General features: G+C 43.1%; 7 protein-coding genes and 2 tRNA genes. 4 read left to right on the forward strand and 5 right to left on the reverse strand.

The window, feature by feature from the left end; translation table 11 throughout:
• Positions 1-65 precede the first annotated feature (65 nt).
• Both JMY02_RS03675 and JMY02_RS03680 read right to left on the reverse strand, forming a co-directional pair.
• Complete coding sequence (locus JMY02_RS03675; protein ID WP_201595284.1) at positions 66-4544, reverse strand: UvrD-helicase domain-containing protein; 4479 nt, start codon at positions 4542-4544, stop codon at positions 66-68.
• A 92-nt stretch (positions 4545-4636) separates the two neighbouring features.
• On the reverse strand, positions 4637-9211 hold the full coding sequence (locus JMY02_RS03680; protein WP_201595286.1) for an exodeoxyribonuclease V subunit gamma: 4575 nt from the start codon (positions 9209-9211) through the stop codon (positions 4637-4639).
• 506 nt (positions 9212-9717) lie between these two features.
• Here JMY02_RS03680 and JMY02_RS03685 point away from each other — a divergent pair.
• From JMY02_RS03685 to JMY02_RS03700, 4 genes are all read left to right on the forward strand, one after another.
• Positions 9718-10248: a hypothetical protein gene (locus tag JMY02_RS03685; RefSeq protein WP_201595288.1), complete on the forward strand. Its 531-nt coding sequence runs from the start codon at positions 9718-9720 to the stop codon at positions 10246-10248.
• Between the two features lie 95 nt (positions 10249-10343).
• A complete protein-coding gene (locus JMY02_RS03690; RefSeq protein WP_201595290.1) occupies positions 10344-11141 on the forward strand; it encodes a hypothetical protein in 798 nt (265 codons plus the stop codon).
• A 73-nt stretch (positions 11142-11214) separates the two neighbouring features.
• Positions 11215-11290: transfer RNA gene (locus JMY02_RS03695), tRNA-Arg, on the forward strand.
• 162 nt (positions 11291-11452) lie between these two features.
• Positions 11453-12661, forward strand: coding sequence for a tyrosine-type recombinase/integrase (locus JMY02_RS03700; protein ID WP_201595292.1), 1209 nt, complete (start codon positions 11453-11455; stop codon positions 12659-12661).
• 450 nt (positions 12662-13111) lie between these two features.
• On the opposite strand, the gene JMY02_RS03705 is transcribed toward JMY02_RS03700, so the two are convergent.
• From JMY02_RS03705 to JMY02_RS03715, 3 genes are all read right to left on the reverse strand, one after another.
• A complete protein-coding gene (locus JMY02_RS03705; protein ID WP_201595294.1) occupies positions 13112-13330 on the reverse strand; it encodes a hypothetical protein in 219 nt (72 codons plus the stop codon).
• A gap of 90 nt (positions 13331-13420) precedes the next feature.
• Positions 13421-13497 (reverse strand) — tRNA-OTHER (locus tag JMY02_RS03710).
• A gap of 129 nt (positions 13498-13626) precedes the next feature.
• Positions 13627-13983, reverse strand: coding sequence for a hypothetical protein (locus JMY02_RS03715; RefSeq protein ID WP_201595296.1), 357 nt, complete (start codon positions 13981-13983; stop codon positions 13627-13629).
• Between the last annotated feature and the right edge of the window lie 25 nt (positions 13984-14008).

The following is a 14008-nucleotide window of genomic DNA, read 5'->3' on the forward strand; positions in this document are numbered from 1 at the left end:
TTGTCTCTATGTTGATCTGCTTCATCGATAGAATATTTTTTGGATGGCTAATTTGTATTTAGCACTTACGAATCAGGTAGGCCAAATAACGTGTCTAATTCTTTAATAAAATCAATTGGGATATCCCAAGTCACCAGTCCATAGCGGTTATCATGTGCTGTGCTACCATCAGGCTCCCTCCTATTAGATGATAAGTTATCGCCTGCTTGGGAACATGGATCGTATACGCCACGTAAAAACACATACTCTACAGGACCTAGATACTTATCTTCGTTACCTGCATAATCCTGAATTCTCATGGAGAGAAACCGATGCAACGCTACTTGATAAATGGCTGCCTGCAACCAATATCCTGCTTTTGACATGGCTTGTTTTAGCGTATTTTCATCATAATCGCTTAGGCTATTTCCTAAGAAATTACTTTTGTAATCGACCACATAATACTTGCCAGCGTGCTCATATACTAAGTCAATTTCGCCGCGCAAATAACGATAATGCGTTTTATTTTGTGGCACCAGATTGACGTGTTTGTCTATGTCATTAGGCAGATATTGTTGAAACAGCTTATTGATATCCTGTGCTTTGAACTGCTCTGACAATCCCATATTGAACTCTAATTCAGCAAACCGCTGACTGGCGCTAAGAGAACGTAAAGGTTGATTGGATGCCAATAATGGCGCATGTATCACCTCTTCAATCCAACTGATCAATGCGTCATGCTTCGTCGTATCTATCGAATCAGGTTCAATGAGGCCAACTGTTCCGCCCTCTTGTCCTTGTAATCGACGGCTTTGCTGCTCGGCACTGCTATAGACCAGCGGCAACTGATAGCTATTAACCGCTCTATCAATCACCCCAGACCACTGCGATTTATTGGTAAAATCAATTTTTTCAAATATCTCGTGCAAAAATGTACCAGCATTCGCCCCTTTAACAAAGGCAAAACGGATATCATCTTCCAACTTGAAATTTAGTTTATGGCCGTCTTCAAAAGGCTCACTGCTATTGGATAATGGCTCAGCCGAAGCGGATGTGTTTCTCAGGTCAATATCTATGGCGTCATCAATACGCTCATCCACTATCACCATCGCTTGTGTGGATTCATCCAACTGACGGGCGAGCGCGGTAAAACTGGTCTTGGCCCAGCCATAAAAGTAGTTGGTTTTCATGACCTTTGAAAAAGCATCGTACTCAATAGTCTCTGTCATGGGTTTGGTCGTAGTAAGCTGAGTCGCATCGGTTAAATCTGCTGGGTTGGCATGACTCCCATAGTTGTCATTATGGAACTCATTGACTTTATGCCCTCTGATTATGCCTATCGTGCCTTTTAGCCTATCAGGCAATTCAAAATTTGCTTCTGGCGAGTCAAACCAATAAAACACCGGTTTTAAGTGAGAATTTACATTTTTTTTCGGTTCTTGCAGCACTACATAGAGTTGCTCACTGGCGCGCGTAAATGCCACATAACCAAGCCTACGCAATTCATCAAAACCCTCATTTGTCTCGATATCAGTGTAGTAATCGTCGGTGGTGGCAGAGCCTTGTAGTGGTGAGAAGCGGCGCTGATTGCCAGTTAATTGATTTTGTAGTGATTGCTGCAGCATCGCAGAAGGGGCTTGTGCGGCATTGTATAAATACAACCCGTAACTTTCTTTATTGCCAGACTTTCTACTGGCATCACCCATACCCAGTACATAGACAATGGGGAATTCAAGTCCTTTTGACTTATGAATGGTCATAAGCTGCACACCAGACTCTGTCGGTAGCGGATACTGCTTGGCCCAATCGCTATTGGGCGCGGCATCTATGTGCTGTCTGAACCAAGCCAGCAACTCATGCTCACCCATGCCTGTGCCGTACTGCGCCAATACATCCATTAAATGGCGCAGATCCATGATATGCCGATCGCCTTCAGTGTGAGCCGCCAAAGATTGCCAAACACCTTGTGGCTGCAAAGGGCTTTTGTCCAATAGATAATGTAACGCCGACAATATGCCAAAATGCTGCCAACGCTGCGCCCCTTCTTTTAGGTAGGTAATAAAGTCTTGATAACTTTTTTTATTGTCGATTGCTGACGCATTTTTTGAATGAGCAAGTGTTGTACTGCTGGCCTCGACAATGCCTGATTCATGGTCCGTCATCATCGCTTTAACGTCTTTGATGCTAAGGCCATAGAGATGACTGGTCAATACCCGATTGATCATGTCATGGCGATACGGATATAGCATGGCGCTAAGCAGTGCTGCAACATCTTCTGCCATAATGGTTTCAAAGATACTGACATCACTGGTGGTCAAAGTCGGCACACCCAATTTCACCAATTCATCTTCAACCCGTTTTAAATCTTTTTTGGCACGTGCCAGCACACCAATATCGCTAGGCTGGATGGCTTTACCTTTTAGTGTCTGACCACTGCTTAGCAAAGTGGCAATATGACGCGCGGTGATTTCATGCTCATCGTACTCAAGCTCGACGTCTTTACCACTAGGCAAGTGCAATACGCTCACTGGCTGAGCAGAGAGTACCTCTGTCACCAAGTTATTGCCTAGTATGTCTAAATACTTAAACCAAGACAATTCATATTCTAGCTTTTCTGCTTTGATATACTGGTAATAAATACCGCTACCCAGCTGCGATAACTTATTATTATCAGTTGTTACCGTTGGCATACCAAACCAGCAGTTTAGTGCATGAATCACACCAGCATTTGAGCGACGGTTGGTATCAAGCGTCCAACGACTGCTGGTATCAAACTGGGCTTTCATATAGTTATAGTTGGCCACATCGCCACCACGAAACCCATAAATGGCCTGCTTTGGATCACCCACCAATAGCAAAAACTCACGATTGGTTTTACTAGACCCTGACGGTTTATCTTTTTCCTCTTGTGTTCGCTTATTTTTTGGCAAATAAATGCTTTCAATCATAATGGCTTGTTCACCATTGATATCTTGCGACTCGTCGATCAATGCTACTGGATAATGATGGCGAATATAACGTGCCAGCTTATGGCCTTGTCGTCCTGTTAATGCTTGATTTAAACGCACCATTTGTAAGCTAAAGGTCGTCTCCCCTCGTTCCTCTAAAATCACTGGCAATCTATCACGTACGGCAAGCACAATGAGACGGTTAAGATTGGCTAATATCAGAACAATATGCTGATTTAATCCTTCAACCATATCTAAAAGCGTCATTAACTTGCTAATGGTCTCCAATTCAAAAAGCGTCTGATGCTCTTTCTCTTTATTCTTATTGAAGTTCTTAATTTTCCCGTCTTCATCTGGATATCTAGCATCCTGTAATGAAGTCAAAATCTTACGTTCGCTCTCATTTAAATAACTATTAAATGCCAACTGATATTTTGCTATCTTTTGATGTACCTCAACGAGGGCATCAAACTGTTTAGTTAAGTTAGAACCACCACGAAATCCTTGCGACTTTCTATAATCAGGATTCAAATACGGCTGGATATCTGCCAAATCTAACTGAGTAAATTCAGCAATAAGCTGCTCATACGTATGAAAGTCAAAGTCTTTATCCAGCTTTATCTCATCAATCGGCGCGGAAATAAAATTAAGCGAACGAGAAACAAACTTTTTATGGTCGCTCACTGCTGTCAGATTGCCTTGCTGATCCATCAGTGCGTACAGTTTGGGCTGCTCATGATACAAGCGGCTTTGAAATTGGCGCAGCTCATCATGAATAATACTGTCGGTCACTTGCTCAATGCTGCTGTCTTCGATAATGGCCATGCCTTGCTGGTGACCAGTCTCGCTACTGTATTCGGTCAACCACTTTTGCGCCAAGCTATCGAGCGTACCGACGAAGAGCTTGTCCAGTGTCGTTAGTACCAGTGCAGTGCGTCGAAGCGCCTCCGCCATTGGGTAGCTATACACATGATCTAATAAATAACCGACCAAGTGTAGATTCACCGGATCTTGCATAATTTTATCTAAGCGTACATATTCGGCCTGAGTAACTAGCCACTCGTCACGCGCTTTTCTTACCTGTGCGCGCTTTTCCTTAGCCGCCTGTTGGTCATGGTCAAGATCTTGATTGAACGCATCAATGTCTGTCTGAGCGTTTAAATCAATACTTGAGTCATTATCTGCTTGTTTATCCTTGTTGTTATCGTCACTGTCAGGCGTTACCTGCAATATATTGGGATATAAGCTGTCTTTATTGTTGGTATTCGCACTCAGGTTATTAACCCATTGTAGAAGCTGATAGAACTCTACCAAACGATCATGAATACGCTGACGCATCTCCGCTGCAGCTGCTCGCGTAAAAGTCGTGGCAATGATTTGCTCTGGCGCGCGCCGTGCTTCAATCAGCAGACGCAGCACAATACCAGTTAGCGTCCACGTCTTGCCCGTCCCTGCTGAGGCTTCGATAAGGTGCTTACCCGTTAACTCGACGTCCACTGCTGGTGTCGCCTCTGCCTTAGGCTCAGCCATCGAAGTCAAATCATCAAATTCATTTGAATACTCATCAAATAAATGCGGTTGTGTAGAGATATCAGTTGTGTCACTAAAGTCTGTCATATAGGCGAATACTTTTCATTATTATCTACAAGGTCAAAATCTGTGAGGTCAAAAGAAACTAAGCGAAATAAACTAGGCGTTAGCCTTTCTAGCTAATTATCTAAACCACTTAATGCCGTAAACATCGGCTCATACAATGGTTGCGCCAAGGTGGTTAATGCCCCTGATAAAGCTTGAAAGGCATCTTGATCACGCAATACGTATTGCCAAATGGCATGCTGTGAGCAAGTATCGTATATCGTATCTGAATAATAACTGGGTCTTAGCCAATCAGAAAAATCTGCTCGTTTTGGCCAATAGCGCTCAGTTATACTCTCATTTTCTTCAGCTTTTGCGCACTTACCAAGGTAACTGAGTGCATACTCAGGCAGTAGCGTAATCGGCACTTGACCTGACAGGTTGCCAAAAATCGCCCACTTAATCAGCTCAATGACCGCATCTTCATACACAATGGGGCTTAGCTTAAATGTCATCGCATTTTTATAGGTATCCACTTGCGAGCTGGCTTTATTAAAGCGCCAAATACTGACACCATCATTCAATGCCACTTGTTCAGTAGTGGTACGTCTGGCCACTTGCCAATATAAATGCGACAACCAAAACTTGAGTAAGTGTCTGGGGCTGGCAGAGTTCGGTAAGATATTCAACCACTGCTTGGGCGATTGCTCAGCATAAGACAGGCTCAATTGGTTATGAGCATTTATATTATGGATATCTGGCGATACTGATAATGGTGCTGATATTGGCACTAATATCGGTACTGAGCCTTTTATTTTAATAGAGGCAGGCAGCAATTTACGCCATGCTTCTGTTGTTACCTGACGGTCTAAGTCTCTGTCTGAGTGATGATGGCTATCATTTAAGAGTGTTGCCACATCTCTGACTTCAATAGGCTTTTCTATCGTTGGGGTAAGCATCTGTAAACCATTACTCTCTAACCCCTCTCTATAGCCACTACCCATATCGATATCATCGAAGCCATTAGCCATCAATTGCTCTCTAAATTCGGCACATTGCTGTTGTAGCTTTTGCTTTTGGTTAGGTATGGTGGTTTGGCGAGCCACCCCTGCCGGTATCATTTTTTGATACATCATAGTGGCGTTGTTATTTTCAATAGCCGTATTGCCATTACTTGGCTCGGTTGCATCGGCAACTAATGACTGGATCAAATGCTCTTTAATCTGATAAGTCGTCAGGTTATCCAAAAATAACGGCTCTTGGTGCGCCATCGCTTCTTCGCCTTGTACCACATGCACCTTCTGAGTACGTAAAAATGCTTTGGCAGGGTGACGTACTTGATAGACCAATCCCCCTTCAATGTCTATCTCCCCAATGTTAAATACGCTATCAAACACAGTTGGGGCAGACACTTTAGTCGCGTCATTGACATCAACAGAACCCTCTAGTGCTAACATATCAGCCAATACAGACAAAGTTTGCTCATCTATTTCCCCCAATTGACCCAAGCCTTGACCAAGCATCGTAGCGATTACTTCGTATTGCGCTTTATTAGGTAAGCCAACCAATTGCGTGTGCTTGCTAGCTATCTTACCGCTTAGGGTATCAAACACGGCTTGCCATAACGGCGCGGGGGGAAATTGTTTTTTCTGTGCCAATTTGGTTTTACGCATGGCTTTATTTAATAAAGTATCTAGCTCATCAGATACCGTGACGGCGTTATTATTCTGAGCATCAGCAGTAGACTGACTCTCATTAACACTAAGATTGGATAGGTTGGTCTGTTTTTCCTGCTCAAATATGTCATCTTCAACGTCTGTCTCAAACAGACTGCGATGAAAAGGCAGTGCTGGATGTTCAGTCACCAACCACTGTTTAATCAGCTTAGGTAAATAGCGTTTGAGGCTCTCAGTCGTTGGATCGATATTTTCAGGTAAGGTTTCAAGCGAATTTACTTGCCACTGTACCTCACCTTGTAAGAATTGTAGCAACTCATTGACAGGATTGGCTGGCAAGTGCTCATGCATATCCGTCAGGCTTTGACCATTATAAAATATCCAGCACGCGCTACGTGCGCATAGCAGCGCATCCAAAAATGCGCCATTGTCATCATCTTCACTGACTCTATCACCGCGGCGAGCATTGGTGGCTTTTATCAAATCATATCGGTTATCACGGTCACGTGCAGGAAACTCCGAGAGATCCATATTAAGCATCACCACTAATTCAAAAGGCACGTTCCTAAGCGCCCCAAATCGACCAAACGTAATCACGCCTGTTGGCTCAGCACTGACTTGCTGACTTTCTAGCTCGTCTTCGATACTGTCTAGCATAAAGCTCAGTTTTAATGGCAATTGCTCAACGCCTGCCAGCCTTTGCTCAACTTCCTTATTGGCGCTATCACCGCTAGAGTACTGTCTATAATGACGATTGGCTCGCAAACTTGATTTAAAGCCATTCATAGCATTATATATGGCGCGCATCGTACGAGTTTGATCGACATCGCCAAAGTAGCGATGGATCACTTGCGTCTCAATCTGATCCAACCAGTCTTCCGCTTTCATTCGTTGGGTATGATCGTCACGTCGTTCAACCAAACCTACATAGATACGGCTAAGGGCTTCAACAATCATCGCATCATTGAGGCTCACCTGTGGTAATGGCAAACTCATCTCAGGCATTGCCGTACTCGCCCAGTCATCCTCATGCAAAGGATATAAACAATCACTCAAACTGGCCTCTGGCATCACTAATCCTAAGGCCAATCTGTCTAATGCTTGGGCAAAACTAAAGCGATAGTCGTAGTCATTAGCGTCTAAGGTTTGCTTAAGGTGTCGCTCATCAAAACTGCGGATAAAGCCCGCCTCTACCAACAAATCGCAACCACGGCTCATTTGCTCATGAGTCAGACCAAAGCTTTCAAACAAAGGAGGCAACATCAGCCAGTCTAAGACCTCAGCTGCTTCAAAACGGGCGCTATGACTGCCTAACAATTTGTAAAACCCAATAATCGCTTCCCATAACTGACGAATATCAGTATCGACAACACCCGTTACCTTTGCAGGTAGAGTCAGACCATCTTGACCTTTACCACTGACAAAAATAGAGCCAATGAGCGCATGATGGCGCTCAACATCAGGTAGCAAAACCACAATGTCGGATATATGGTGTTTTTTCTGACCGGTTTTGATAGGTTCATTTAGCCAACGTCCAATCATGATACGCAATACTTCAAGCTGGCGTTGTAAATTGTGGCACGAATGAATGCTTAGGCTATTATCTTGCGATGATATCGCCCAAAAACGATCCTTTTCAAAGCGTTTATTTTCTAGCACCTCATCGTCGTACCATGGCGTGTCTGACGCTTCTTGTTCAAAGCTCAACTCGATTTGCTGGCTAACTGCCTCTGACACTTTTCCCGCTGTTGCCTGTTGTGTCGACTGCTCATCCAGCATCAACACATCGTTTTGCAAACGTCGCAATAAGCTTGGGCTATTTTGCGTATGCTGATAAGTATTGTCATCAATATCGTAGGCATTATGAACAACACCTTCACCTGCCTCATCACCAAACCCATCATCAAAATTATCTTGCCACTCTACAAGTGCCTCTTGGTACTGCTCATTACCTGATAGATTGGCAAGCATGGCAAAGGTATCGCGAGATTGTTTTCCCAAACGTGACAGCAAACTGTGACCATAATCACGTAAAAATACGCTTTCAGGATTGATGATTTGTTGACGCTGTAACCACGATTTGTCGACAATATCTGCCCAAAACAGCTTCGAGGGATTATAGTGTAATAAGGTGATGTCCATGTATTGCGATAAGCGCTGTAAAAAATCAAGCTCGGTCTGAGGCAATTGTTGAATGGTAAAAATGCGCAATACCTTGGGCAATTGCTCACGCTCATTTGCTTTATTGTGCTTCAAAGCTGACCAAAAGTTGTCCTCAATGCTCACACGGTGCTGATGAACATCGGCAAACAAGTGCGACCACAAGAATCGCTGCGCAGCTTCCAGCTCCACATAATGTTCTACCAACCATTCAGGCGTAGCGCGCGCATACTTATCAAAGCGCAGAGACAACGCGTCTTTATCTGCTATCAAAGCATCTACGTTAAGCGGCTGATGATGTGACCATAATGCCAGCCAATCCTCACGGTGAGTCAAGTAGCGGTTAAATACTCTGGCCAAATCACTTGCCAGCTGCCAAATACGCGCATCTTGTTGCGGCTTATCTAGTTGTGCCGTGTCTGATTGTAGAACGTCTTGCCTCACCCCTTCTTGTGGCTCATCAATCAAAGAGGCCAGTAGTGGATATACTGGATGTGCCTCATTTTTGACAATCAACTCTTGATAATAAGTCAGATATCCAAACAGTCGCCACTGCATCACTGTTGGTGATAATACGGCAACTTCAGGCACATTCAAAACGGCTATCTCAGGGTTATGCTCTAACAAATAGGCATTGTGACGGCTTAGCACGTCCTGCATCAGCGTCCACTGATACTGACCCCAAAATTTGGTACGCACCAACGTACTGATGCCAGCACGACTGGCAATCGTCTTGTCCAACCAGTCACCCAATACCATTGAGGGCACAATGACAATAAAAGGCTCGAACACAGATTGATTCTTTGACTTATATTGCACAAGCAATTGATCAACGAGTTTTTCGGTACGGTGCGACTGAATAATGGTAAACATAGCGGATAATCTGATTAAGGTAATAGAAATTGAAGTAACAGCATAGGAAGTTGGATAAGCACGCGCTAAATGAAATCGGTTGATCAGTTAAAAGCATCTGTGCTTGATGGCCTTGATAAACGTAAAAATCAAGCTGCTTACGACACTCACCAATACATGTTTGCCAGTCGTCACTAGGCTACATTTCTGCTAATATAATGACAACTTTGAAGAACAGTATAGGGCGTGTCCTCAATTCAATCGATGTAAAAAATTGATAACGCTGACAAGGCGCGCTGGTTATCAGTGTGCCATTGAAAGTGAACGTTTACTAGTAGAGACGCCAGTATTATAATACCTTGCGACAGTCAGTGTCGCTTTGTGCCATGATTATATCGCCACCATGATTACATTGTGATGCTATCCATATTAAAAAAAGAGAGGATAAGGTGGGCGTTTTTGATAAATCAACGCTTACCCTTTATCGTTAGCACCTCACTTTTTTGCCAACGAGATGACTTAATACTATGCCTTTTCGCCCCATTGATGCCATTTTTATTCATCCTGAACAACGTTTATATGTTGTTTACTATCGCGGTGAATTATGGCAATTGCCGCGTATGAAAATTGATGATAGATCATGGCAGAACAGGCGGCTCTATACTGGTGAGAGCAGTGCGCTTTACCTTAGTAGTCGCCAAACCATTAAAGACCCTGTATTAGCACAAAAATTACGAACGTTAAATTTCCCTGTTGCCTTACGTGGCAGTCCATTACCACGCTTTGAGGCATGGTGGGAAACACATGGTTTTAAATGGCTTAAAGACAAACTTACGACAGGTCAATCCCCACTGGCAGCGCATCAAGCGACCGCCTCCGCGAAAGCCATTGACAATCTGCCCACTTCCCCTTCAAACTATCAACCTGACGCACCCAATGCTAACGAAAATGCGGGTCAAAAAAGTAGTGAGCAGCCAATGACGCCATCTACAGAAACCGATGTCTTTGCAAAAATGCTAGCAGATTTGGCCGATGAAGTGCTGCATCAAAAGCTTTAAGCTTAAGCTTAGTATCACTGTAGAATTAGACTCAGTCACATAAAGCATTTTATTTCACTCTTAAAATAAACGAACTAACAGAAGATCGGTAATATATGAAAGACTACAAGCTGCTACTGGCTGGGTTAGCTTTACTACTGCTACTAATCGTCATTGCTGTCTTTACTTGGTTATGGATTCACAATCGTAAAAATATAGATCCTCTGCCTATCATGGCAAACCAAAACGAGCCCACGGCCATGACCGAGGGCGATGCCGAAAAAACCGTCTCCAAAAGTGTCTTATATGTGCAAATCGAAGAAAACTTACAAGCGCCATTAGATGAAGTCATCGTCAGCTTTGAGTCTCGCTATCCTAACGTACAAGTAATGGCCAACTACGTCCCTGCTACTACGCTTTTAACCTTGCCAAATAACACTGCTAGCAAGAGTGAGCACTCAAACGTTGGGGTGGGCACAGACATGATTGTCGCTAATGACACTCTAACCACAGAACGTCTTGCGCCATTACAAGCAGAACTAAAAAATTCTCAAAAAGCAGTTGGTCAAAAAGAAGCAGATACCAATAACGCTGATGGCAACACTATAGACAATGAAGCCGGAAAAGCTAAAAACAGTAGTACAGAGACACGCACACTGAATTCTTTTAGCTATGCATTAAAAGATGAGCAAGCGCTTGAAGGCGTAATTTTGACAGACAATACAGCGGCGATCAATTTCCGCAATTTTTTGGTTTCAAGCGTAGGCCAAGATATATTAAAAAAATACGATTACGATAATATCGAGGGTTATAAAAACAGCGTAAACGACTTGTTTAATCCCACATCACAAGCAAAACAAGTATCGGGCGATACTTCTGTAGATGTTGCTGACGCCCTTAGCAACGGCGAGTGAGCATAAATTGTTTTTATTTAGATTTTGCTGATTGCTTTTATAGCGGGTTTTTTCTACAATGTCACTCCATAATGCGCCTATAGCTCAACAGGATAGAGCAGTTGCCTCCTAAGCGATCGATCCGAGTTCGAGTCTTGGTGGGCGCACCATATAATATACTTTTAGCTTACTTTAGAACCCTATAGCCCTTTGGTTGTAGGGTTTTTTGTTGTTTAGCTTATTATAGCTTTCTTTAGTTGTCTTTATCTATCTGTTAAATGACGGTATCATAGACGGTATCACTCAATGCCGTCAAACAGGATACCGTCAAAATGTCAATATCAGTTAAGCCGCTTACAGATTCACAAGTCAAGCAAGCCAAACCAAAAGACAAGCCTTATAAGTTGGCAGACGGTGGGCGCTTGTATTTATATGTCAGCAAGCTAGGCGCTAAGTCATGGCGCATAGATTATATTAGACCAATCAGCAAAAAGAGAGCAACTATCACGCTTGGGCTTTACCCTGACATATCACTTGCGCAAGCACGGCAGCAACGATCAGAAATACGCGCTTTATTGGCTGAAGGTGTTGATCCCCAGCAACAAAGGGTAGATGACGAGCGCGAGCAATTGCTGCAGTCAAACAATACTTTTTCAGCGATAGCAGAAGAATATATGAGCCGAAAAACGCACATAGCCAAGTCAACGACAGCCAATAACCACAGGCAGTTGAAGCGATTAAATAAGTTTATTGGCGATACACCTATTAGAGATATCAAGCCTATCGATGTGCTGGACGCTTGCCGAAGTGCTGAAGCGCAAGGTTACTTAGAGACGGCTATTAAGATGCGTACTATGGCTGGTCAAGTATTCAGGTATGGTGTACAGACTGCTAGATGTGAGCGCGATATTACTCAAGACTTGATAGGCGCGTTACAAGTGCCAGTGACAAAACACCACCCTACCACTATCGATCCAAAAGAGTTGGGTGTACTGCTAAATGCTATCGATGACTACCAAGGATCGTTTGAAGTTAGGACTGCTATCAAGTTAATGCCTATGCTGTTTGTGAGGGCTGGCGAGCTACGTTATGCTCTATGGAATGACTTTTGTTTAGACGAGGGTACTTGGACGTTTACGCCTCGAAAAACGCAACGTAGGACAGGCTTATCTCTTATTGTGCCACTACCAAGACAAGCAATTGAGCTGATACGCGAGCTGTCTCTACATACTCGCAGTAAATATCTATTCCCTGCTGTGCATACGACTGTACAACCTATGTCAGAAAACACAATGAACCAAGCTTTAAAGCGCCTTGGTTATGATGGTACTAAGCAGACTATACACGGTTTTCGTGCGACTGCCAGAACTTTGATTGTAGAGAAGCTTAAATTCCCCGAAAGCCTGGTTGAGATGCAACTTGGCCATAATGTTCGTGATATGCACGGACGTGCCTACAATAGAACTATATTTTTAGATGAAAGGCGTGAAATGTTGCAGGCATGGGCAGACTATCTATATGAATTAAAACTTTCAAGTTAAATTGTTATGTTATACTATTCTGTATTACCTGATATATTCCTTGAGGTGTAAACCCTAGTCGCTAGGGCTGTTTACAGATAGAGCGGACATTGCCAGCCAGCGGTGTGATGACATGATGAACACTGGCAGATGATATGCGATTCCTTATACGTTATTACCTCCTCGCATGAGTCATCCGATTGATACCCGTAAATCTCTATCAAGGTATTGCACCACAATCGCCGCCGATATTACTCCTATCGGCGGCGTTTTTACGTCTTGCTTTTGGCGTGGTTTAGACGTGTTTAGAGCAACTACCGAGGATTCCTAGAAGTTCAGTTACAATGTAAGTCTCTCTCATTCTTTCTCTCACTTCTCTCAAATTTTGCGTTCTTTTGCGTTCATTTGCGTTCATGAACGCAAATGAAAAAGCTCGCTTCTGCGAGCTTTTTCTATTTTATTGTTTGGGCTTTATTCGCGAGGTTCTATGGATAGTCTGAATTTCTCATCATTGGCATACATAAAGTTTGATACAACCATTGCCATACATCGAGCCACAGCATTTCTACCGATATCGTCTGTTTGTGACAGCATAACTTCATTCATTTCCTTTAGTATGACTTTATTGTTATCCATAATTAAATCGCAGTCAGTCACACTTAATACTAACTTGTAATTGATTTTAGCCATAAACAACTCCTTATTTAATAGAATTATTATAACATCTTGCTATTTTTCGTGAACGCAAAAAAGCCCATCTAAGTTAATAGATGGGCGTTCCGACTATGGTGGGATTTGAACCTACGACCTTGTCACTCTTAGTACAGTGTTGCTCTACCATGCTGAGCTACATAGTCTAGTTGAGTTTACGCCTCATACGAACGCTTTGTTAGTCATCTGTTATATTGCTGTGCACATAAAGCAAGGCCTTTGCTTTTTTATACAATCTAACAGTAATGGTATTATGGCAGCTAAATCTAGCTAAATCAATTACACCCAAACCGTGTACAAGTCTTACTATAGTAATTCCCTTTCGAGTCGGTGCCAGAATACGTTGTCCCAATAGCGCCATTATCCTGAATCGTCTGATTCCATGTATTACCGTTTGAGCTACTGCCGCTTTGATACGTCGTACTGCCATAAGTATTTGATGTTTGGCTCCATGTGCTACCAGTTCGCGGATTATTACCCGTCATATAAGTGGTATTGCCCATCTTATTAATCTGATAGTTATTACCAGATTGCGGATCATTGCACGAATAAAGAGTATCAGACCCAAAGCATGAGGCGTTAGCGTTACCTGCAAACAAGCCTATTAGTAATAATGCGGCCAACCTAACCATATATTTCTCCTTGTTTAGTTTTCTT

It is taken from the genome of Psychrobacter vallis (assembly GCF_904846715.1).
GTDB lineage: Bacteria > Pseudomonadota > Gammaproteobacteria > Pseudomonadales > Moraxellaceae > Psychrobacter > Psychrobacter vallis.